The sequence below is a fragment of the Anaerobacillus sp. QJM3NY_32 genome, assembly GCF_056173645.1.
Genome location: NZ_CM149684.1, coordinates 315,668 through 337,780 on the forward strand (window position 1 = coordinate 315,668; position 22,113 = coordinate 337,780).

General features: G+C 41.6%; 19 protein-coding genes and 1 pseudogene. 9 read left to right on the forward strand and 11 right to left on the reverse strand.

All coding sequences use genetic code 11. The features are described 5' to 3' along the window. Nucleotides 1–599 precede the first annotated feature (599 nt). The 7 genes from putP (at nt 600) to AC0VYH_RS01790 (ending at nt 8,945) form a co-directional block, all read left to right on the forward strand. Entirely contained in the window at nt 600–2,063 is a 1,464-nt protein-coding gene (gene putP / locus AC0VYH_RS01760) for a sodium/proline symporter PutP (RefSeq protein ID WP_194222424.1), read from the forward strand. Between the two features lie 242 nt (nt 2,064–2,305). Further along, complete coding sequence (gatC, locus tag AC0VYH_RS01765) at nt 2,306–2,596, forward strand: Asp-tRNA(Asn)/Glu-tRNA(Gln) amidotransferase subunit GatC (RefSeq protein ID WP_226616418.1); 291 nt, start codon at nt 2,306–2,308, stop codon at nt 2,594–2,596. Nucleotides 2,597–2,610: 14 nt separating this feature from the next. Continuing rightward, a complete protein-coding gene (gene gatA, locus AC0VYH_RS01770) occupies nt 2,611–4,059 on the forward strand; it encodes an Asp-tRNA(Asn)/Glu-tRNA(Gln) amidotransferase subunit GatA (protein WP_194222422.1) in 1,449 nt (482 codons plus the stop codon). Nucleotides 4,060–4,075: 16 nt separating this feature from the next. Further along, nucleotides 4,076–5,509: an Asp-tRNA(Asn)/Glu-tRNA(Gln) amidotransferase subunit GatB gene (gene gatB, locus AC0VYH_RS01775; protein WP_194222421.1), complete on the forward strand. Its 1,434-nt coding sequence runs from the start codon at nt 4,076–4,078 to the stop codon at nt 5,507–5,509. 307 nt (nt 5,510–5,816) lie between these two features. Then, nucleotides 5,817–6,764 (forward strand): diacylglycerol kinase, encoded by a 948-nt coding sequence (locus tag AC0VYH_RS01780; RefSeq protein WP_194222420.1) that lies wholly within the window; start codon nt 5,817–5,819, stop codon nt 6,762–6,764. A gap of 281 nt (nt 6,765–7,045) precedes the next feature. Then, nucleotides 7,046–8,413 carry a 23S rRNA (uracil(1939)-C(5))-methyltransferase RlmD gene (rlmD, locus tag AC0VYH_RS01785; RefSeq protein WP_475373215.1) on the forward strand — a complete coding sequence of 456 codons (1,368 nt, stop codon included), beginning with the start codon at nt 7,046–7,048 and terminating at the stop codon, nt 8,411–8,413. A gap of 220 nt (nt 8,414–8,633) precedes the next feature. Next, entirely contained in the window at nt 8,634–8,945 is a 312-nt protein-coding gene (locus AC0VYH_RS01790; protein ID WP_475366392.1) for an iron-sulfur cluster biosynthesis family protein, read from the forward strand. A 100-nt stretch (nt 8,946–9,045) separates the two neighbouring features. Here AC0VYH_RS01790 and katG read toward each other — a convergent pair whose 3' ends face one another. Together katG and AC0VYH_RS01800 are read right to left on the reverse strand one after the other, a co-directional pair. Beyond that, on the reverse strand, nt 9,046–11,283 hold the full coding sequence (gene katG / locus AC0VYH_RS01795; RefSeq protein WP_475373216.1) for a catalase/peroxidase HPI: 2,238 nt from the start codon (nt 11,281–11,283) through the stop codon (nt 9,046–9,048). A 302-nt stretch (nt 11,284–11,585) separates the two neighbouring features. Beyond that, nucleotides 11,586–12,410 (reverse strand): Cof-type HAD-IIB family hydrolase, encoded by an 825-nt coding sequence (locus tag AC0VYH_RS01800; RefSeq protein ID WP_475373217.1) that lies wholly within the window; start codon nt 12,408–12,410, stop codon nt 11,586–11,588. 390 nt (nt 12,411–12,800) lie between these two features. Between AC0VYH_RS01800 and AC0VYH_RS01805 the strand changes: the two genes are divergently transcribed. Next, on the forward strand, nt 12,801–13,451 hold the full coding sequence (locus AC0VYH_RS01805; RefSeq protein ID WP_430247013.1) for an SDR family oxidoreductase: 651 nt from the start codon (nt 12,801–12,803) through the stop codon (nt 13,449–13,451). A gap of 294 nt (nt 13,452–13,745) precedes the next feature. Here the strand turns inward: AC0VYH_RS01805 and AC0VYH_RS01810 are convergent. The 6 genes and pseudogenes from AC0VYH_RS01810 to hxlA all read right to left on the reverse strand — a co-directional run. Beyond that, nucleotides 13,746–13,832: pseudogene (locus AC0VYH_RS01810) on the reverse strand (YjcZ family sporulation protein); the annotation flags it as partial. Between the two features lie 440 nt (nt 13,833–14,272). Next, a complete protein-coding gene (locus AC0VYH_RS01815; protein WP_194222401.1) occupies nt 14,273–14,872 on the reverse strand; it encodes a response regulator transcription factor in 600 nt (199 codons plus the stop codon). Further along, the gene (locus AC0VYH_RS01820) at nt 14,869–16,005 is read right to left on the reverse strand and encodes a sensor histidine kinase (RefSeq protein WP_303533718.1); all 1,137 of its coding nucleotides are present in this window, start codon (nt 16,003–16,005) and stop codon (nt 14,869–14,871) included. Before AC0VYH_RS01820 ends, AC0VYH_RS01815 begins: the two co-directional genes overlap by 4 nt. A 132-nt stretch (nt 16,006–16,137) precedes the next feature. Further along, nucleotides 16,138–17,196: a Delta(5) desaturase DesA gene (desA, locus tag AC0VYH_RS01825; protein ID WP_194222399.1), complete on the reverse strand. Its 1,059-nt coding sequence runs from the start codon at nt 17,194–17,196 to the stop codon at nt 16,138–16,140. A 203-nt stretch (nt 17,197–17,399) separates the two neighbouring features. Continuing rightward, complete coding sequence (hxlB, locus tag AC0VYH_RS01830; protein WP_475366395.1) at nt 17,400–17,954, reverse strand: 6-phospho-3-hexuloisomerase; 555 nt, start codon at nt 17,952–17,954, stop codon at nt 17,400–17,402. A 6-nt stretch (nt 17,955–17,960) separates the two neighbouring features. Next, on the reverse strand, nt 17,961–18,590 hold the full coding sequence (gene hxlA, locus AC0VYH_RS01835; RefSeq protein WP_430247007.1) for a 3-hexulose-6-phosphate synthase: 630 nt from the start codon (nt 18,588–18,590) through the stop codon (nt 17,961–17,963). A gap of 184 nt (nt 18,591–18,774) precedes the next feature. Here hxlA and AC0VYH_RS01840 point away from each other — a divergent pair, with 184 nt between their 5' ends. After that, the gene (locus AC0VYH_RS01840; protein WP_098446173.1) at nt 18,775–19,137 is read left to right on the forward strand and encodes a winged helix-turn-helix transcriptional regulator; all 363 of its coding nucleotides are present in this window, start codon (nt 18,775–18,777) and stop codon (nt 19,135–19,137) included. Between the two features lie 43 nt (nt 19,138–19,180). Here AC0VYH_RS01840 and AC0VYH_RS01845 read toward each other — a convergent pair whose 3' ends face one another. From AC0VYH_RS01845 to AC0VYH_RS01855, 3 genes are all read right to left on the reverse strand, one after another. After that, nucleotides 19,181–19,981, reverse strand: a complete 801-nt coding sequence (locus tag AC0VYH_RS01845) for an alpha/beta hydrolase family protein (RefSeq protein WP_475366396.1) — start codon at nt 19,979–19,981, stop codon at nt 19,181–19,183. Between the two features lie 134 nt (nt 19,982–20,115). Beyond that, nucleotides 20,116–20,304, reverse strand: coding sequence for a spore germination protein (locus AC0VYH_RS01850; protein WP_475366397.1), 189 nt, complete (start codon nt 20,302–20,304; stop codon nt 20,116–20,118). A 143-nt stretch (nt 20,305–20,447) separates the two neighbouring features. Then, entirely contained in the window at nt 20,448–22,100 is a 1,653-nt protein-coding gene (locus tag AC0VYH_RS01855) for a lactate permease LctP family transporter (protein WP_475366398.1), read from the reverse strand. Nucleotides 22,101–22,113: the final 13 nt, after the last annotated feature.

The following is a 22,113-nucleotide window of genomic DNA, read 5'->3' on the forward strand; positions in this document are numbered from 1 at the left end:
ATCATTACGTTTTGCAAACAGTAATCTTTCCGATTTGTTTCGTTCATATAATGAAAAATCTTAAAAAGATTTTGAAGTGGGAAGGTTCAAAATTACATGGAAAATATAGTTATAATAATTAGCGTTATGAAGGTATGAAAAGAAGAGAAACGCGGCAATCTATAAAAAATATTTCAATTTAAAGATTAACATTACAAAATAGTGGGTAAATGTTACTAGAGTATGTAGATGAGGCAAATAATGGTGAATTAATTTAAATAAATTTTCCTGAATACTTATGACATAAAAGTTGCTAAAAGAAGGGAAATCTCTTTTATTGTGTATTTTTATTCATTAAAAAGTTTATCTTATAATATTTTCATTGTTCAGAAAAATATTTTGTGATATAGTAATCATTGGTTTGTAAAGGACTAATGGTCTACTTGAATAATTTGAATTCACAGCGAAAATGCATAGTTGTGAATATTGACTTTGGAGGGGGTGAAAGTGTGGAATATACCTTAACTACCGCAACATGGTTCTGGCTACTTATACCAATGCCTTTATTAGTCGTATTATCAATAATAACTTTTTTTACCGAAAGGAGAGAATAGTACTCGATGAGTATTGAGACGCCAACGTTAGTCACATTTATAGTGTACCTTGTCGGTATGCTCGCAATTGGATTAATTGCTTACAAAATGACAAGTAACTTATCTGATTATGTTCTTGGAGGAAGAAGATTAGGTGGATCTGTTGCAGCACTTAGTGCCGGAGCATCAGATATGAGTAGCTGGCTCTTACTAGGACTACCTGGTGCAATGTATGCAGGTGGTATGAGTCAAATTTGGATTGGGATTGGGCTCGCAATCGGAGCTTACCTGAACTGGCAGTTTGTTGCATCGCGTCTTCGCCGTTATACAGAAGTGGCGAATGATTCGATTACGGTTCCTGATTACCTTGAAAACCGTTTTCGTGATGGTTCGAAAGCACTTCGCGTGATTTCGGCAATTGTCATTCTTGTATTCTTTACGTTCTATACGTCTTCAGGTCTTGTTGGGGGCGCAATCCTGTTTGAAAGCTCGTTCGGAATGAGCTATGAAAGCGCATTGTGGATCGGTGCACTTGTTATTATTTCTTATACGTTCCTCGGTGGTTTCTTAGCGGTAAGCTGGACAGATTTCTTCCAGGGAATACTTATGTTCCTTGCACTTGTTGTCGTGCCAATTGTTGCCCTAAATGAAATGGGTGGCTGGAGCGAAACAGTTAATCAAGTTGGTGCAACGGATACAACTTATCTAGATATCTTTACTGGTATGAGCTTCATGGGGATTATTTCCCTGCTTGGTTGGGGACTTGGTTACTTTGGCCAACCTCACATCATCACTCGTTTTATGGCAGTTAAATCTTCAAAAGAGATTCCTAAAGCACGCCTTGTTGGTATGTCATGGATGGTTCTTTCATTGTTTGGTGCAATCTTTACTGGTTTCATCGGTATTGCCTATTTCGATGCGGGCCTTCCGAACTCGGAAACAGTCTTTATTGAATTTACACAAGTGCTCTTTAATCCATGGGTTTCCGGCTTCTTGCTTGCTGCAATCCTATCTGCGATTATGAGTACAATTGACTCTCAGCTTCTTGTATCTTCAAGTGCTGTTGCGGAGGACTTTTATAAAGCGATCCTTCGTAAGAATGCTAGTCAGACTGAGCTTGTATGGGTAGGTCGTATCGCGGTTCTTGCGATTGCGTTACTAGCTATTCTACTTGCTTACAACCCTGATAGCAGTGTTCTTGATCTTGTAAGTTATGCGTGGGCAGGGTTTGGTGCCGCATTTGGGCCAGTAATTATACTGAGTCTATTCTGGAAACGTATGACGCGTAATGGTGCCCTTGCTGGTATCATCACGGGTGCAGTAGTCGTTATTCTATGGGCTCAATTATCAGGCGGACTCTTCGACCTTTACGAATTGATTCCAGGCTTTATTCTTGCGTGGATCGCTGTTATGGCATTCAGCTTTGTAGGTAAAGAACCTGGTAAAGAGATTGAAGATGAATTTGAAGCAGCTAAGACATCTGAATTTTAATATTATCCTTTTTGAAGACTCACCCTGAGATGGGTGAGTCTTTTTATTGAGAAATGCCTTGTATAGTAGAGAACGTTTTAGTCTGCGGGTACGGCACCGCAGTCAAACAAACGTTTAATTACATTTTCTTAATTAAACGTTTGTTTAAAATTGGAACAGACGGCGTTCTGTTGCTTAATGAAGCTTGTTTTTGGTATCATCTATATATTGCAGGTTGTTCGAAATTTGTGGAGGTGAAAGTGATGTCCAGAATTACCAAAGAAGAGGTTAAGCATGTAGCGAACCTCGCTAGACTAGAAATGGATGAGGCAGAGGTCGAGAAGTTTACAACTCAGCTTGATGACATTATTTCAATGGCGGAGCAGCTGAATGAATTAGATACAGAGAACGTTGAGCCTACAACGCATGTTCTCGATTTAAAAAATGTACTTCGTGAAGACAAAGTACAGCCGTGGTTATCTCGTGAGGAAGCATTGAAGAATGCACCTGATAAAGAGAATGGTCAAGTAAAAGTTCCATCAATATTTGAGTAAGGGAGGCAACGTCCTTGTTTGATAAAAGCATAAGTGAGCTTCACAGCTTGCTTCATAAGAAAGAATTATCCGTCAGTGAACTTGTTCAAACCTCGTTTGATCGTATTCATACGGTCGACGAAAAGGTAAAAGCATTCATGACGTTAAATGAAGAAGGAGCAATGCAAGCAGCAAAAGCGCTTGATGAAAAGCTCGGTACAGAAGATGCAAGAGGGCTTCTTTTTGGTCTCCCTGTAGGTGTGAAAGATAACATCGTCACAAAAGGCCTTCGTACAACAGCGTCAAGCCAGCTTCTAAGCAACTTTGACCCATTACATAATGCAACGGTGGTTGAACGTTTAAATGCAGCGGAAACAATCACTGTGGGCAAATTGAATATGGACGAGTTCGCGATGGGTTCTTCTAATGAGAACTCTGGCTTCTTTGGCACGCGTAACCCATGGAACACCGATTATGTACCTGGTGGCTCAAGCGGCGGCTCAGCTGCATCTGTTGCTGCTGGAGAAGTTTTCTTCTCACTTGGCTCTGATACAGGTGGCTCAATCCGTCAGCCAGCTGCTTTTTGTGGTGTTGTAGGATTAAAACCTACTTACGGACTCGTTTCTCGATTTGGCTTGATCGCGTTCGCATCATCACTCGATCAAATTGGACCAATCACAAACACCGTAGAAGATAACGCCTATCTTCTTCAATCTATTGCAGGTCACGATAAGATGGATTCAACATCAGCGAACGTTGACGTTCCAGATTACCTTTCTAGCCTAACTGGTGATGTAAAAGGATTACGTATTGCTGTACCGAAAGAATACCTTGCTGAAGGTGTAGATGAAGACGTGAAGAACAGCGTCCTTCAATCACTTAAAAAGCTTGAAGAGCTCGGCGCAACTTGGGAGGAAGTATCTCTACCTCACTCTAAATATGCTGTAGCGACATACTATCTTCTTTCTTCTTCAGAAGCATCAGCTAACCTTGCTCGCTTTGACGGCGTCCGCTATGGCGTTCGTGCTGAAGCTGAGAACCTTCTTGATCTTTATAAGAAAACAAGAAGCGAAGGCTTTGGTGACGAAGTGAAGCGACGTATTATGCTTGGTACATTTGCACTTAGCTCTGGCTATTACGATGCTTATTATAAGAAAGCACAAAAAGTTCGTACGCTCATCAAGAATGACTTTGAAAAAGTATTCGAGGACTACGATGTGATTATCGGACCTACAACGCCGACACCAGCCTTTAAAGTAGGCGAGAAAATTGATAACCCGCTAACGATGTATGCGAATGATATTCTCACAATCCCGGTTAACCTTGCAGGCGTTCCTGCGATTTCCGTACCTTGTGGTTTATCAAATGGCCTACCTGTTGGACTTCAAATAATCGGAAAGCACTTTGATGAGAAGACCGTTTACCGCGTAGCTCATGCATTTGAGCAAGCAACGGATCATCATAAGGCTAAACCAGAGCTGTAAGGGGTGACGACTGAAAATGAATTTTGAAACTATTATTGGTCTGGAAGTTCACTCAGAACTGAAGACAAACACAAAGATTTTCTGTAATTGTTCAACGAATTTCGGTGCGCCGCCTAACACGAACGTTTGCCCGATCTGTCTAGGTCATCCTGGTGTTCTTCCAGTGATGAACGAACAAGCTGTTGATTTTGCGATGCGTGCGGCAATGGCATTGAACTGTGAAATCGCAGAAGATACGAAGTTTGACCGTAAAAACTATTTCTACCCAGATAATCCGAAAGCTTATCAGATCTCACAATATGATAAGCCAATCGGTGAAAACGGATGGATTGATATTGAAGTAAACGGCAAAACAAAGCGTATCGGTATTACGCGTCTTCACCTTGAAGAAGATGCTGGTAAGCTCACGCACGTTGATGGAGAGAACCATTCTCTAGTTGACTTCAACCGTCAGGGTACACCACTTGTTGAGATCGTATCTGAGCCGGATATTCGTACACCTGAAGAAGCGTATGCTTACCTTGAGAAGCTTAAAGCGATTCTTCAATATACGGAAGTGTCTGACTGTAAAATGGAAGAAGGATCTCTTCGTTGCGATGCGAACCTTTCTCTTCGCCCATATGGACAAGAAGAGTTTGGTACAAAAACTGAGCTTAAGAACTTGAACTCATTTGCTAACGTACAAAAAGGTCTTCAATTCGAAGAAGTACGTCAGGAGAAAGAACTTCTAGCAGGAAACGTGATCGGTCAGGAAACGCGTCGTTATGACGAAGCTGGCAAGAAAACAATTCTGATGCGTGTGAAAGAAGGATCTGACGACTACCGTTACTTTCCAGAGCCTGACCTTGTTCGTCTTGCGATTAATAAAGAGTGGATGGACCGCGTGCGCGAAGATATTCCTGAACTTCCAGATGCTCGTCGTGAGCGCTATGTGCAGAAATATGATCTTCCAGAGTACGATGCGATGGTACTCACTCAGTCCAAGAAAATGTCAGATTTCTTCGAAGTAGCGATTGACCAGGGAGCTGATCCTAAACAAGCCTCAAACTGGTTGATGGGTGAAGTATCGGCATACTTAAATGCGAACTATAAAGAAATTGATGAAGTGGCCCTAACTCCGGAAGGATTAGGCAAACTAATTTCTCTAATCGAGAAAGGAACAATTTCTTCTAAGATCGCGAAGAAAGTATTCAAAGATCTTATCGAAAAAGGCGGCGATCCTGAACAGATCGTTAAAGACAAAGGCCTTGTGCAGATTTCTGACGAAGGCGAGCTTCGTTCAATCGTTTCAGGTATTCTTGACGAGAACGAACAATCCATCGAAGACTACAAAAACGGGAAAGACCGCGCACTCGGCTTCCTCGTTGGTCAAGTGATGAAGGCAACCAAAGGAAAAGCAAATCCTCCAATGGTAAACAAACTCATTGTTGAAGAAATGGATAAGCGATAAATTGTGAAACCCTCCCATTGCGGAGGGTTTTTTTATTGTCTATATAGAAGTGCAAGCTTGTATACCTCATCCGCATTTTTTCGGCTTTGCTTTTTTTTAGGGAAAAGCCTATAATCAGAACAGAAGGTTAAGCGGTGGAAAACGGTCACGAGAATGTGGGCGTTTTTTGTTTGCGGCTATCATATAAATAAAAGAAGACATTACTTAAGAGAACGCGTACGATTGTTGTCCAAACCAAATCAAAAAAGTAACCATACATGCAAATCAGAATGAAAGAATTAAGATAGAGAAGATAGGATGATGAAGGATGAAACGTGCAAGACTAATTTATAATCCAACGTCCGGTAGAGAACAAGTGAAGCGCTCGCTGCCATACATTTTAGAACGCCTTGAAGTAAATGGGTACGAGACGTCTGCCCATGCAACCACTTGTGAAGGGGATGCAACGGAAGCAGCGCGCATCGCTGTAGAAAGACGATTTGATCTTGTTATTGCTGCAGGTGGAGACGGAACGATTTATGAAGTAATCAATGGCATCGCTGAGCAGCCGTATCGTCCAAAAATGGGGATTATTCCAGTTGGTACAACGAACGATTTCGCACGAGCGATTGGCGTTCCTCGCACAGTTGAAGGTGCTATGGATGTCCTATGCAACGGCCTTGAAATGCCAATTGATATTGGTCGTGTAAACGAACATTACTTTATCAACATCGCAGGTGGCGGACGCCTGACTGAATTAACGTATGAAGTGCCTAGTAAGCTTAAAACAATGCTTGGCCAGCTAGCTTATTATATGAAAGGCATCGAAATGCTTCCATCCATACGCCCGGCGAGGACTCGGATTGAATATGATGGAAAACTCTTTGAAGATGAAATTATGCTTTTTCTAGTCTCTAACTCAAATTCCATCGGCGGATTTGAAAAGCTAGCCCCTCATGCGTCATTGAATGATGGACTGTTCGATCTCATGATTTTGAAAAAGACGAACATCGCAGAATTCATTCGGATCGCAAGTAGTGCGCTACGTGGTGATCATATTAATGATCCAAATGTTGTCTATAAAAAAGCAAGTCACATCAAAGTAGAATCAGTCGATAAAATGCAGCTCAACCTGGACGGAGAGTACGGCGGCCCACTTCCAGCAGAGTTTACGAACTTATATCGTCACATCACAATGATCGTCCCGAAAGAAACGAGCGAGAAACATACAAACGAAGAAGAAGCCGCGCACAAGCGCGCTATTTCAGGTGAGTAGAAGTGAAGTGTATGGGAGAAGTCAGAGACTGAGAGCTCTGGCTTTTTCTGTTGTAGTGGAGGGAAATTGGGTTTGGCCAATAAAAATTGATTTTGGCTAATATATTTCAGATTTGGCCAATATATCGTGAGTTTAGCCAATATAATCCCATTTTGGCCAATAAACCATGAAATCGAGCTTGCCTCACATGCAAAAAGCACCGCGCTGATACATTTCGCGATCCATTCACACTGTGGTACAATTTTTGTACATGAAATTGAACGGAAAAGGACGGAAACCAAATGAGTAATCAAGAAGTACCTGTAAAAAAGAATGACGTTGTTGAAGTAGAGTTCAGAGACCTTTCCCATGACGGAGCAGGCGTTGCGAAAATAGATGGTTACACGCTTTTCGTCCCGTACGGTATCCCTGGCGAAACAGCGAACGTGAAAGTGATCAAAACGAAGAAAGGTTACGGCTTCGGAAAGATTCTTGATGTGAAAGTTGAGAGCGAAGACCGTAACATGCCGCCGTGTCCAATCTTCTATCAGTGTGGAGGCTGCCAAACACAGCACATTACGTACGATAGCCAGTTGAAGTTCAAGCATAAGCAAGTTCAAGATGTGATGGAGCGGATCGCGAAAATCGACGTACCCGTTCATCCTGTGCTTGGCATGGAAGACCCATGGCGCTACCGCAACAAAGCTCAGGTACCAGTTGGCGAACAGAATGGTAAGATCGTCGCTGGCTTCTACCAGCAGCGCAGTCACCAGATTATCGACATGGACCAGTGCCTCATTCAGGAGCAGGAAAACGATGAAGTTTTACGAGTTGTAAAAGGAATTGCTGAGAAGTACGGCATCCGTGCATACGACGAGCGTTCACATCGCGGAACGCTCAGACACGTTGTTGCAAAATACGGAAAGCAAACAGACGACATCATGGTCGTCATCGTTACAAAAAACAAAGACTTACCAAATCGCAAGAACATCATCAAAGACATCACTGAGCAACTTCCGAAAGTGAAATCAATCGTTCAAAACGTAAATCCAAAGCGCACGAACGTGATCTTCGGTGACGAAACCCGCGTCCTGTGGGGCTCACCATACATTTACGATACGATCGGCGACATTAAATTCGCCATCTCAGCTCGCTCGTTTTATCAGGTGAACCCTGATCAAACAAAGGTGCTTTACGATCAGGCGCTTGAATACGCTGGACTTACTGGGAATGAAACGGTCATCGACGCTTATTGCGGCATCGGAACGATTTCTCTTTTCCTCGCGCAAAAAGCAAAGCAGGTATACGGCGTTGAAATCGTACCAGAAGCGATTGAAGATGCGAAGCGAAATGCTGATTTAAACGGCATTACAAACGCAGAGTTTGCGGTAGGTGAAGCAGAGAACGTCATTCCAGCCTGGAAAGAGCAGGGCATCAAGCCTGATGTGATCGTCGTTGACCCACCACGTAAAGGGTGTGACGAAGCTCTACTTCAAACAATTATTGATATGAAGCCTGAGAAAGTCGTTTATGTATCATGTAACCCAGCTACGCTCGCTCGTGATCTACGCATCTTAGAAGATGGTGGTTTTAAAACGAAAGAAGTTCAGCCGGTTGATATGTTCCCGCATACGACGCACGTCGAGTGCGTAGCCGTACTGGAGCTATAATAAACTTCACTAAATCCCACCTTAACTCCAAAGTTGAGGTGGGATTTTAATTAGTTGCCATAAGGTGTTTGGTTTATAGCAGGATTAGTCTTTATAATAGTTATACTTGTTGAAATATATTTTGTGAAATTGAATAGAGTGCAATTAAATTGAATCGCATATAGTGGTGTGATATGGTTTAGGCGTGAAGCATTATTGTATTCTTGAAGGAGTGAGGATCTTGACTATTACGTTTACGGACGCTGCAATTGAACATTTAAATACAGAGGATCACGTAGCTTTTCAGCTTAATCCTAGTTTAGGTGGATGTAGTATTGGTGCGGATTGGATCACATTTAAGGCTTTGTCTTCCAAGGAAACACAGACAGGTGAGAAGTTGTTAGAGACTAATTATAAGCCTGTGGTTTTAGGAGTTAAGCACGAATCCTTTTTCAAAGAAGATATGATCATTGACTACTCTAGTAAAAGAAATGCATATACGTTAAAAAGCAAAAGTGAGATTCTCAGTTCTCGTTTGCCATTAGAAAAATAAGTTAGATTTACGAGTGAAAACATCAGGAACTGAAAGATGACCGAAAAAAAGCACCATCTCAAACTCTTCTAAGCGTTTGAGATGGTGCTTTTATGATTTATTATGCGTTAGACGCCATTTTATCCTTACTCATTTTCAGGTCAAAACGATCAGCATTCATGATCTTCACCCATGCTGACACAAAGTCGCGCACGAATTTCTCTTTATTGTCTTCTTGTGCATAGACTTCTGTATAAGCACGGAGGATGGAGTTTGAACCGAAGACGAGGTCAACGCGTGAAGCAGTGCGGACAAGTTCGCCTGTTTTGCGGTCGCGTCCTTCGTATTCATTGAAGTCAGCTGGCTTCCATTCAATTCCCATGTCGAGTAGGTTTACAAAGAAGTCGTTTGTTAGTGTACCAACGCGATCAGTGAACACGCCATGCTTCGTACCCTTGTGGTTTGTCCCAAGTACGCGCATACCACCAATAAGAACGGTCATTTCAGGAGCAGTTAGACCGAGAAGCTGTGACTTGTCGACGAGTAGCTCTTCAGGACTTAACGTGTATTCCTTCTTCTGATAGTTACGGAATCCGTCAGCCATTGGCTCTAATACGTCAAAGCTTTCAACATCTGTTTGCTCTTCGGTTGCATCCCCGCGTCCTGGTGAGAATGGAACAGTAACGTCAACACCAGCATCTTTTGCCGCTTTTTCTACAGCTGCACTACCTCCAAGAACAATCAAGTCAGCAAGGCTAACTTTTTTATCAAGTTTGCTTTGGATTTTCTCATATACGGATAGTACTTTTGATAATTGCTCTGGTTCATTTACATCCCAGTTATTTTGTGGCTCTAAGCGGATACGCGCACCATTAGCACCACCGCGATAATCAGAACCGCGATACGTACTTGCAGAAGCCCAAGCTGTTGTCACAAGCTCGCTGACACTTAATCCGGAGTCGAGGATTTTAGCTTTCAGGTTTTCAACTTCAGCAGCAGTCAATTCGTAATCCACATTCGGGATCGGGTCCTGCCAGATCAAATCTTCCTGTGGTACTTCAGGGCCAAGGTATCTTTCTTTCGGTCCCATGTCACGGTGAAGCAATTTGAACCATGCACGTGCAAATTGATCAGCGAAATATTCGATATCCTCGTGGAAGCGACGTGAAATCTTTTCATAAATTTCATCTTCACGAAGCGCCATATCTGCTGTTGTCATCATAGTATTCACTTTAATTGAAGGATCTTCAGCATCTGGTGCAAGGTGCTCTGGTTTAGGATTCACTGGCTTCCATTGGTGAGCTCCTGCAGGGCTTTTTGTTAATTCCCACTCATAGCCGAATAGTAAGTCGTAGTATCCGTTATCCCATTTTGTTGGATTAGCGGTCCATGCGCCGTCTACACCACTTGTAATTGTGTCGCGACCTTTACCACTTCCGTAAGAGTTCTTCCAACCAAGTCCCTGCTCTTCAATATCAGCAGCTTCCGGTGCGGCTCCAACGTTAGCCTCAGCATCTCCTGCGCCGTGTCCTTTACCAAATGTATGACCACCGGCAATAAGAGCAACCGTTTCTTCATCATTCATTCCCATTCGGGCAAATGTTTCACGAATGTCACGTGCACTTCCTAGTGGATCTGGTTCGCCATTTGGTCCTTCAGGATTCACATAAATAAGCCCCATTTGAACGGCAGCTAGCGGACTTTCGAGCTCGCGGTCGTCTGAATAACGGTTGTCACCAAGCCACTCTTTTTCAGCACCCCAATAAATATCTTCTTCTGGATGCCACACATCTTCGCGTCCGCCAGCAAAACCAAATGTATTCAAGCCCATTGATTCAAGCGCAACGTTCCCCGTGATGACAAGTAAATCAGCCCAAGAAATCTTATTTCCGTACTTTTGCTTGATTGGCCAAAGGAGGCGACGTGCTTTATCAAGGCTCGCGTTATCTGGCCAGCTGTTCAATGGTGCAAAACGCTGCGATCCAGTAGCGCCACCGCCACGTCCGTCACCAGTACGATATGTACCAGCTGCGTGCCATGACATACGGATGAAGAGAGGGCCATAATGTCCATAATCAGCTGGCCACCAGTCCTGGCTGTCTGTCATTAAGTCACGAAGATCCTGCTTCAGTGCATAATAGTCCAGCTTTTTGAATTCTTCAGCATAATCAAAGTCTTCCCCCATTGGGTTGCTTTTGCGGTCGTGCTGTTGAAGAAGTTGCAAGTTTAACTGGTTCGGCCACCAGTCTTTATTTGTAGTCTTCACTTTAGTCGTAGTAATGGCGCTATCTTCCTTTGTTTGGCCGTGAGAGACAGGGCACTTCCCAGCTTGGCTGTCATGCATTTCATTTTTATCCATATTTCAATCTCCTTCCGAATTTAAGAAAATTAATTATAACTCCTATTAGATTATAATTATAATAAATTAATAATCATTTTGGAAGAGTTATGCACTAATTTTCACAAAATAAATTTAATAACTCGTTTTATAAAGCGGTTACAATTAATGGGAAAGAAATAGTCACCCTTGTTTCGGGTTTATTTATCCACTTACTATATATTTTCGATTCCATTACGAGTTTACCTCTTTCAAAAAACAGTTTATGGCATATCATATAATAGAAAAGAGAGGCGGTAATCCCCGCCTCTCTTTTTAGTAACCTATTTTGTTATAAGCTGATCCTTCAAAAGAAACTTTTCAACCACTTTTGCGACACCATCATTCTCGTTCGTATCTGCAATATAGTCAGAAATCTTTTTGATGTCATCAGGGGCATTACCCATTGCAACACCTAGGCCTGCAAATTCAATCATTTCTTGATCATTGTAGCTGTCTCCAACTGCAATGACTTCTTCCCGTTTAACACCGAGCTCGTTAATAAGCTTCTCGATGCTCGTGCCTTTCGTAATCCCTTTATCAGTAAACTCGAGAAAGTAAGGCTTAGAACGCATCACGCTGAATTCTTCACCTAACTCAGCTTGAAGTTTGGTTTCCACTTTCTTCAGATGCTCCGGTTCACCGACCATCAGAACTTTTACTACTGGTTCTGTGACACGATCGATAAACGAATCGACGACAGTGATTGGTAGACCTGTTAGATCAGACTCAATCGTTGTGTAGGGATTTTTTTCGGCGGTAATAATTTCATCCTCGACGTAAGTGTGAATATAGACGTTCTCTCGAAGACTGATTTCGTAAAGTCGTTGAACAGCTTCGACAGATAATGTCTGACTGAAGAAATCCTTTTTGGAATGACAGTTAATAATCTTTCCGCCGTTAAAAGAAAGAATATAACTCTCATAGTCTGCGAGCAGGAGCTCCTCAGCATATGGGACCATTCCGAATGTTGGGCGTCCAGACGCAAGCACGACTTTGTTTCCTTCTTGCTGGGCTTGCATAAGAGCTTCTTTGCTTCGAGCAGAAATCATTTGATCAGCATTGAGCAATGTATCGTCTAAATCTAATACAATCATTTTATATGACATATGTGATTTTCATCTCCTTACTAGTTTCCTTTACCATTTTACTAGAAATAATGAGATAGAGGGGGAGGGATTAATAAATGGAAAAAAGTAATTAGTGTATTAGGTAACGAATAGAACGTTAGATCATAATTGAAATAATAGAGGACTAGTTAAATTCATGGGCTGATCATGGTCAATTCCGTGAGCCGTCCCCACACTTTTAGAATACTTATAAGCTAATTAAATAGAAAGATATATCCATTTCGCTAAACTCTTATGCTTTACGCATCATGTTAACGGGTATATGAATAATGTAGAGCATTGATGTTACAAAACCATTTATAAGAATTGATAACATTGTGCTAATGATCATTTGATAGCTTAATATACTTAGAAAGGGTGTAGTAAAGAATGAAAGTACTTATTGTTGGTGCAAACGGTCAGGTTGGAAAGCATCTTGTTTCATTTATTCAAGATCATAAAGACTTAGAAGCGAAAGTTATGATTCGAAAAGAGGAGCAAGCTTCCTACTTTAAAGATTTAGGTGCTGAAACAGCGGTAGTTGATTTGGAAGAAGACATTAACGCTATAGCAAAAGCTGCTGAAGGCGTAGATGCTGTTGTCTTCACAGCAGGTTCTGGACCAAACACTGGAGCAGACAAAACCGTTCTTGTTGATTTAGACGGTGCTGTAAAAACAATTGAGGCTACAAAACAAGCTGGTGTGAAGCGTTTTATTATGATCAGTTCCTTTGATACATCTCGTGAAGCCATCCAGTCTGCACCTTCTTCCTTTTCACCATACGTGGTAGCCAAACATTATGCAGACAAATGGTTAAGAGCAACTGATTTGGATTATACAATTATCCATCCAGGTTTATTAACAAATGATAATGGAATTGGCAAAGTGAATGCAGCATACGAAGTAGAGAGAAATGAAATTCCTCGAGAAGATGTGGCAAGTGTCATTTTGGCCACTCTTGAAAATGATGCAACCATTGGGAAAGAATTTCAGGTTGTAACTGGAACGAATTCAATTAAGGATGAAATTAGTTCACTGTAATTGAAAGGTTATGCTTGGGACTTAGTACTCGTCTCACGATACTCATAAGTTTGAAGCTTCAGAGGCTTGAATTGAGAAATGTATGAGTCAGTGAATGAAGCGATAGGAATAGATTAAAAGGAGAGCACCTGATATCAGGTGCTCTCCTTTTAAATGGTAGTTACTAACAATTGTATTTTATCAGAAACGAACCAGAATGAATGTCCTTTTTCTAAATATTTCTGAAGGGGATATGAACAGAAGGACAAAAAAACAACCACCAGGAATTCTCCCTGATGGTTGTGATAAAAAAAATTAGCAATCTTGCCCTTTAACAAACGCAGCGCCAACGATAATAAGAAGAATGAACAAAACAACGATCAACGCGAAGCCATTCCCGTAACGAGCGCCACCTACCTGGTTTCCACAGCCGCCATATCCAGCGCCGCCTACCTGGTTTCCACATCCGTAACCATAACTCATGAAATCATCTCCTTTCATAGGATCTTCTTTAGTGTATGAAGGAGATATGAATCGTGCTTAGGTGATGGACTAGGTAGAAGAAAGTTAGGTAGATCTTTATAAGACTAATAACAAAATTCTGCTTTACTAAAGCAGAATTTTGTACTTTCTATTTAAAAGAAGCATACCCTTCATCAGCCATTACGACGCTACAATCAGCAACTAAAAGAACGTGATATCGTCATGGTAGAGATCGAAGAAGGAGAGCATGAAAGGGTGTATCTTGCCCTTGTTCGTCATCGAGAAGGACAAGCAACTCGAGTAGGAAAAGAGTTTGTAACTAACATAAAAAAACATTTCTAAAAAAAAGGACTGGTTCATCATTTGAACCAGCCCTTTTCCTTGAATCGCGATATCGCTTCAATTCGATTTGTTACTTCTAATTTATCCAGAATGACAGAAATATAATTACGAACCGTTCCAGGGGTAATGTAAAGTTCACTTGAAATGTCTTTTGTGTTTTTACCATCAGCCATTAACTGAATGACTTGCTTCTCACGTTCTGTTAGCGGATTTTCATTACCGAAAGCTAGATCCACTAACTCAGGCGAGAAAATCCTCTGACCCTCAATGATCTTTCGAATCGAGCTCGCGAGCTCATCACTCGGACTATCCTTCAGAAGATAGCCACTAACGCCGGCTTTACGAGCACGTTCGAAATAACCAGCACGAGCAAAGGTTGTTAGTATAATGATTTTACATGAATGACTGCTTAGCTCTTCAGCTGCATCAAGTCCGCTTTTAAGTGGCATTTCAATGTCCATAATACAAATGTCTGGCTGTAATTCTTTTACTAAAGAAATCGCTTCTTCACCATTCGTCGCCTGACCGACAACTTCCATTCCTTCTTCTAGATCGAGTAAGGAGCCAAGCGCCCCAAGTAGCATACGCTGATCCTCCGCAAGCACGATGCGTATCACACCGATCCCTCCTGTTCTTTTTGTTGAATCACATTTGGTACACGAATATTTAAAGTTGTTCCTGTTGAAGAATTAATATCAAGAGAGCCGTTTACGAATTCTAGTCGCTCCCTCATTCCCTGTAGTCCGTGTCCTTTGAATGAAGTTGTTCCTTCTGGGATGCCATCACCGTTATCTTCGACTTGAATGAGGACATCTGTTGGAGATTGTTCAATCAGAACTCTGCACCATGAAGCGTTACTGTGCTTGACGATATTCGTCACAGCTTCTTTGAGACACATGCTTAAGACATTTTCTACGAGTAACGGTGTATTCTCAAGTTGTTGATTACCTTCAAAATGAAATTCCATCTCTGCGGCCTGTAAAATTTGTTGTACGCGTAAAAGCTCGTCTTCAACTCTGGCTCCACGCATATTCGATACCATTTCACGTACTTCTTTTAGAGCGGTTCTGGCTGTTTGTCGAATATCATGAATTTCATTAATAGCAGCATCAGGCTTAACAGGAATTAGCTTTCTAGCTAAATCACTTTTAAGTCCGATCATCGATAGTTTTTGCCCGAGTGTATCATGTAAATCTCTCGCAATCCGTTCTCTTTCTTCAATCACCATCAGCTGCGAAATTTTCTCATTCGCGTTTTGGAGTTGTTGCTCCAAGCGGTGCTGTTTGTTTCGATAGCGAATGGTAAAAGGAAGCAGAGCCACTCCAAGCACACAGATGAAAATAAATGGGAGCTGTGGTAGTAATGTATCATCGTGAGTGAAGAATATAATGACTGTTGCAGCTATAGTCGTTGTGAGATGAACAATATAGAGTGTTAGAAAACCTGCTTTATTTTCGATGCTACCAATGAAAAACGCTAAAAACAGAGCGAAGTAGACATAACCGAATAAGATCGTCATCACAATACTTATGGCCATTTCAATGCTGACCCATAAATAGACTAATTTACTATTTGATATGAAAGATAATCGATAGGATAAGAAAAATAAAAGAATGACGAAGATGCCGATTGTAATTTCTATAACCGATGAAGATCGGAAAATAAAAAAGAAGGGTAGCAAACAAAAAATAATCCAAACGTAAGAACTGATCCCAGTGTTCTTAGGAATGATATGATACCAGCTTTGCATAGGGATCTCCTTTCGAGGTGCTTTAATTACAGGATATACCATCAGTATTCGCCTGTCACTTATCTACCATTAGTATAATCTCTTTAAAGATATTGAAAAACCCATCCAGGCTGAATGGGTTTTTCAGTAATGTTATTTTTCCTGGAAGCTTGGTCTTTTCGTAGTCATCATCGCAAGCTTTGCAGGATTTTTAAGAAGTGGTTTTACTTCTTTAAATGTAACGAACGTTTTATTCTTTGTATCATATAGACGGAATCGAATGGATTCAAGGCTTGATAATAACGTAATCGTCGTCGCCTTATGCAATGGAGGCGTTGATTCATGCGCCTTTTCAAGATGATAATTTGGCACTCTTGGACTTAAGTGATGCACGTGATGATACCCGATGCTTCCGGATACCCACTGAAGAAGTTTAGGAAGTTTATAGTAAGAACTGCCATCCACGGCTGCTTTTACAAAGTCCCACTCTGTTTCATCTTCATAATAAGAGTCCTCGAATTGGTGCTGAACATAGAACAACCAGATTCCAAGTGAACCAGCAACATAAAGAATTGGAAGTTGAATGATTAGAAACGCTTCCCATCCAATAGCCAGGATCAATAGGGAATAGATCGCAACGATTGATGCGTTGGTAATGTATGTGCTCATACGCTCTTTACGTTTCGCGTCTTTGCGATTAAAACGGTTAGCGATAAGGAAAAGATAGATCGGACCAAGTCCGAACATCACAATCGGGTTACGGTAGAGACGATAAGCGAGTCTACCCCAGAATGTAGCTGCAGCATACTCTTCAACTGTCATCACCCAGATATCACCTGTTCCACGCTTATCTAAGTTTCCACTTGTTGCGTGATGAATATTATGCTCGCGTTTCCATTTTTCAAACGGGAAGAGAGTGATGATCCCAGAGATCGTACCAACTATCCGGTTTGCTTTTTGACTCTTGAAGAAAGAGCCGTGCGTGCAATCGTGAAAAATAATAAAGATTCGAACGACAAATCCTCCTGCGATCATCGCAAGTGGAACGGCTAGCCAGGCGGACACGCTTAAGCTCTGATAAGCCAGAAACCATAGCAATAAGAATGGAAGAAGGGTGTTCAAGAGCTGTCGTACCCCTACGACCGTGTCGGGTTTTGCGAAAGTTGATACACTTTTTTTCAATTCTTTTTGTTTTTGTTTTTGTTCATTCATATGGTTACCCCTTTGTTAGGCATAGTTGAAATAACGTTAAGCCTAATGATAGAGGATTTGGTGTCATGGTGTAAGACACAAACGTCAGGACATAACCATGATAAATGTCATGGGTTTGTTGGGGATAAAAGGAAGATAGAGTATGCTATCATGCAAAAACGCCTGAAAAACCTCTACTTTAGAGGTTTTTCAGGCGTTTAACACTATTCTAAGTTCGCATGCTTTCCATACATCTTATTCGTATCCAACCCTTTCTTATCCATAAAGCGTAAAATTATCGCATCATAGAAAAGTAAAAGAGTCTGTTCAAATAAAGAGCCCATTGGCTGAATCGTTTCATAATCACCTGACTGATCCTTTGGTGAACCTGGTAATGTTACGATGATGTCTGCTAGCTCGCCAATTGTTGAGTCAGGATTAATTGTTACAGCTGCGATCTTTCCGCCGATATTGGCGGCCTTATTAGCAATGGAAACGAGCTGTTTCGTTTCACCAGAACCTGATCCGATGATGACAAGATCACCTTCTTCAAAGTTTGGTGTGACCGTTTCGCCAACAACGTAAGCATCAATTCCCATGTGCATCATGCGCATCGCAAAAGACTTTGCCATAAAGCCAGATCGACCACCGCCAGCAACGAAAACCTTGTTCGCTTCCAGAATTTCGTTAGCGAGCTGTTCCGCTTCTTCGTCAGCAATGAGATCTACTGAACGATTTAGCTCATCAATGATTTCAGCTAAATAGTGAGTAGTCTGCATGATTGATTATCCTTTAATAAGCTCTTGCATTTTTGATGCAACGGCTTTTTTATCGTCTTCACCAGTAATACCGCCACCTACGATGACAAGGTCTGGTTGTACTTTTACAACTTCTTCAAGAGAATCAAGCTTAATGCCACCAGCGATTGCTGTTTTCGAATTCTTTACGACGCCTTTAATTGTTTCAAGGTCTTCGAAAGAATTCTGGCCTTTTGCTTGAAGATCGTATCCAGTGTGGACACAAATATAGTCAACGCCAAGTGCGTCTACTTCTTTCGCACGAGTTGCGAGATCTTTCACTGCCATCATATCAACAAGGATTTCCTTACCTTGTTTCTTCGCTTCTTCAACAGCACCTTTGATTGATTCATCTTCAGCAGCACCAAGAATTGTGATGATATCTGCGTTAGATTCAGATGCTTTCATAACTTCATATCCTGCAGCATCCATAATTTTAAGGTCTGCAAGAACTTCAAGGTTAGGGAATGCTGCTTTCATATCTTTGACAGCACGAAGACCTTCATTGATGACGATCGGCGTACCGATTTCAACGATATCAATATGCTCCTGAACTTCTTTCACTAGTTCAATACCTTCTTCTGTGTTTACCAAATCTAATGCTAGCTGTAATTTCATAATGCTTTCACTCCCAGTCCATATTTTTTCTTTCTCTCTCTTGTCCGACACCAATATAATCGATCTGTTGGTGTAGTAGCAAGTATACTGCTTACAACCTATTAATGTAAGTACGCACATTAAACTTACATAGTGTCAAAAAGTATACTATGAGTTATACTGGGCTTAAACGGAGGTGATGCGTATGTCACGTACCCAGGATAAAACATTTTACTGTGAAAAAGAATTAACGCTTGCGGTTATCGGAGGCAAATGGAAAATGCTTATCTTATGGCATTTAGGTAAGCAGGGAACGAAGCGATTTGGTGAGCTAAAGTCACTAATGCCGGGAATTACACAGCGTATGCTAGTGAACCAGCTACGAGAATTAGAAGACGACCAAATCGTACATCGAGAAGTATACCCTGTTGTCCCTCCGAAAGTAGAGTATTCCCTTACCGAGCAAGGTGAAACATTAATGCCTATACTCGACTCCATGTATGAGTGGGGGAAGAATTACAATCAGAACGTCCTTGGCAAACCGATTGAGACGAAAGAGTCTGTATAGAAATAAACGAAAAGCCGGGGCGCTCCCCGGCTTTTCGTTTATTTTAATATTCGACTAAAAGTGAAAGTTCTTCTTTAATCGTTTCCCATGCAAATGAAGTTGTATCGGTCAGCACAAAGTGTTCTGCTGAAGGAAGCTCGATCAATTTAACAAAATCGCCTTCGCCTTCACCTTCGCGCTGGTAGTAATCACTAATCCCGATCGGAACATTGATATCTAGCGCACCATGAACGAGAATTTGTTGCACACCAAGCGGAAGAAGTTCCACAGGGGAAGCATTTTTGTAGCGCTCTGGATATTCTCTAGGCGAACCACCTAGTAGTTCTGCGGTAGGATTATTTGGTTCAAGAGAGAGAACTTGATCTCTGTACTCATGAACACCATGCATCATTTCAAGATCGTTCACACCTGCAAGGCTAACCACTCCGTGAATAGGAAGAGGGGTGTCCGTAATGAATAACTCACTATTCTTATCTATACGGTGACGCGCAGCAATCCATGTAGCAAGATGGCCCCCAGCTGAATGTCCAATCGTAACCACTTTGTTTAGATCGAGCGGAAAGGATTCTGCAAGTGTCCTTATGTAGTCAGTTGCTTTTGCAGCATCTGTAAGTGTTCCAGGATAACCTCCACCTTCTTGTCCCGTTCGACGGTATTCAATATTCCACGTGGCAAATCCACTCGCTGTTAAATCTTCCGCTACTTTTCTCATGATCTCGAGTGTGAACGGTTTTCTCCAAAAGCCGCCGTGAATAACGATTGCCACAGGGAAAGGTCCTTCTCCTTCTGGAAGTCGTAGTTCGCCAAATTGATTTTCGTTATCTCCGTAGAAAAATTTCTCCATGTTACTTACCACCTCTCTGATTGGATTAGAGTCCTCTTCATTATCGCATATCTCCTGACACTTTCATTACGTTAGGAATTGAAAAAACCAATCGTTAATCGATTGGCTTTACTTCATAAAAAGGATAATGATGCCTATTGTCCGGACTTTATTCCTTTTGCAACGCTATAGAAATTATTTACAATCATAAATGATCCTGTATTGCCCCCACCGGATCCACTAACCGTATTACTTACGGAGATTGGGGAGATCGTGTGTGCACATTGGACTACCGTTCCGCTATTGTTTGTAATGATCACTTGTCCTCTAATAAAACAACCCATTTATTTCACTCCTCAAAAGCCATCTTCTGATAGCAGTATATGGACAAACTGATTGAATGGTGTGGACATGTCTTTAAAATTAGCGTCTAAATTTAGTTAAGCAAAAAAATAGAAGTCAGTTTCCTGACTCCTAAAATAAATGGTTAACTTATGAAAATCGCTTGCGCAAAAGTGATGCCCCCGGTGATGAGTAAAAAGACGAAGCTATATTTGAGAGTGAAACGGAAGAGATCTCCTTCTCGTCCTACTAGGCCAACCGCACCTGTTGCAACAGCGATAGACTGAGGAGATAGCATTTTTGCCATCACGCCACCTGCAGTATTCGCAGCAACGAGAACCATTGGAAGAACAGCAATTTGTTGAGCAGTAATTTGTTGCAAGTTCCCGAATAAAGCATTGTTAGACGTAACAGAACCAGTTAAGAATACGCCAAGCCATCCTAGGAGTGGAGAAAGGAATGGGAAGACACCTCCGCTTGCAGCAAGAGCTAGACCTAATGTAGAGCTCATGCCACTATAATTTGCAATGAAGGCAAATCCTAGCACCATCATAATTGTAAGTACGGGCTTTTGAAGTTCTTTTATTGTTTCAACAAAAGCTTCTAGCGCTGCTTTAGGACTCATTCTAAGAATGAAAATAGATAGGACCGCAGCGATGAAGATGGCTGTTCCTGTTGCTGAAAGAAGATCAAGTTTCAACATCGCCCCATATGGTGTAGGTTCACTTACAATTGGTGCTGTTTTAATGACGAGATTATGGAGTCCAGGTACAGGAATTTGAAGAATTGTTGCTTCAAGTAATCCGCCTTCTACAAATAAATTTTTGAAAGGTTTTAAACTCCAGATTGTTACCATTCCTGTTAACGCAATAAATGGAGACCATGCTTTTAAAATTCTACCTGCGGTTAGTTGAGCATCAGGGTCAAGAGAAACAGCCAGTTGTGCCTCCACTTCAGGGTTAATTCCCTGAGTTTGTTGCATTTTTGGATGCCATATTTTCACGAATACAGCTACGGCTACTAAACTAACGATGGAAGACGTAATGTTAGGGAGTTCAGGTCCAATAAATGTGACTGTCGCCCATTGCGTAATGGCATATGTGCTACCGGCAACGAGAGCTGGTGGCCATACTTCTTTCAAGCCTTTCATACCATCCATAATGACGACGAGTAGGAATGGAATTGTGAAAGAGATAAAGGGAAGAGACGTGCCGAGAAATTGCCCAATTTCCATTGGGGCGAGTCCACTTACTTGACCAGCAACAATGACTGGGATGCCCATTGCGCCAAAAGCACCGCTAGCTGTATTAGCGATTAAACATAGTCCAGCTGCTTTAAGTGGTTCGAATCCAAGTCCGACAAGTAGGGCGGCTGTAATGGCAATCGGTGCGCCAAAACCAGCTGCGCCTTCAAGAAACGCATTGAATGAAAAGGCGACGAGTAACATTTGAATTCGTTTGTCGTCCGTAATGGATACAATGGAACTTCTGATAATATCAAATTGCCCACTTTTTACAGAAAGTTTATAAAGGTAGACAGCTCCAATTACGATGTAAGAAATTGGCCATAAGCCAAATGCAAAACCGTAACCAGTTGTCGCTGCAACCATCGTAATAGGCATATCATAGAAGAGAATCGCAATCACTATAGCGAGCATCACTGTAACAGTAGCAGCGATATGCCCTTTCATTCGAAATGCTGTAAGAGCAAGAAAGAAAAAGAAAATCGGAATAAGAGCAATAAAAGCGGATAGCCAGATGTTATTAAATGGGTCATATACTTGTGTCCATGTTTCCATGGGGATCACCTCT